The following is a 357-nucleotide window of genomic DNA, read 5'->3' as shown; positions in this document are numbered from 1 at the left end:
CGTAAGGTATTGTCGTGGAAACTATCGAACACGCTTGATACGCATTTTTGCCTCGAAGCATTGGACGAAGCGCTACAACGTTACGGTAAGCCCCAGATATTTAACTCAGATCAAGGGTGCCAGTTTACTAGCGATGTATTTACGGGCAAACTGAAAGAGAGCGGCATCAAGATAAGCATGGATGGCAAGGGCCGCTGGGTCGATAACGTCATGATAGAACGGCTATGGCGAAGCCTGAAATATGAAGAAGTGTACCTGAAAGCATACGACTCAATCAGGGAAGCGGAGCGAGAGATAGGCAACTACTTCGTATTTTATAATGAGGAACGAATACATCAGAGTTTGGAAAAGCAAACG

Annotated in this window: 1 protein-coding gene; it reads left to right on the top strand. The window is 45.7% G+C overall.

Annotated elements, in window-relative coordinates; genetic code table 11:
- Nucleotides 1-357 (top strand): integrase core domain-containing protein (locus tag TW77_RS23710; protein WP_046007447.1); only part of this gene is annotated, 357 nt, incomplete at both ends.

Origin of the sequence: Pseudoalteromonas rubra, assembly GCF_000967655.1 — a bacterium.
Taxonomy (GTDB): Bacteria; Pseudomonadota; Gammaproteobacteria; order Enterobacterales; family Alteromonadaceae; genus Pseudoalteromonas; species Pseudoalteromonas rubra_A.
The sequence above is the reverse complement of the archived record's forward strand: the minus strand, read 5'-3'. Positions and strand labels throughout refer to the sequence as shown.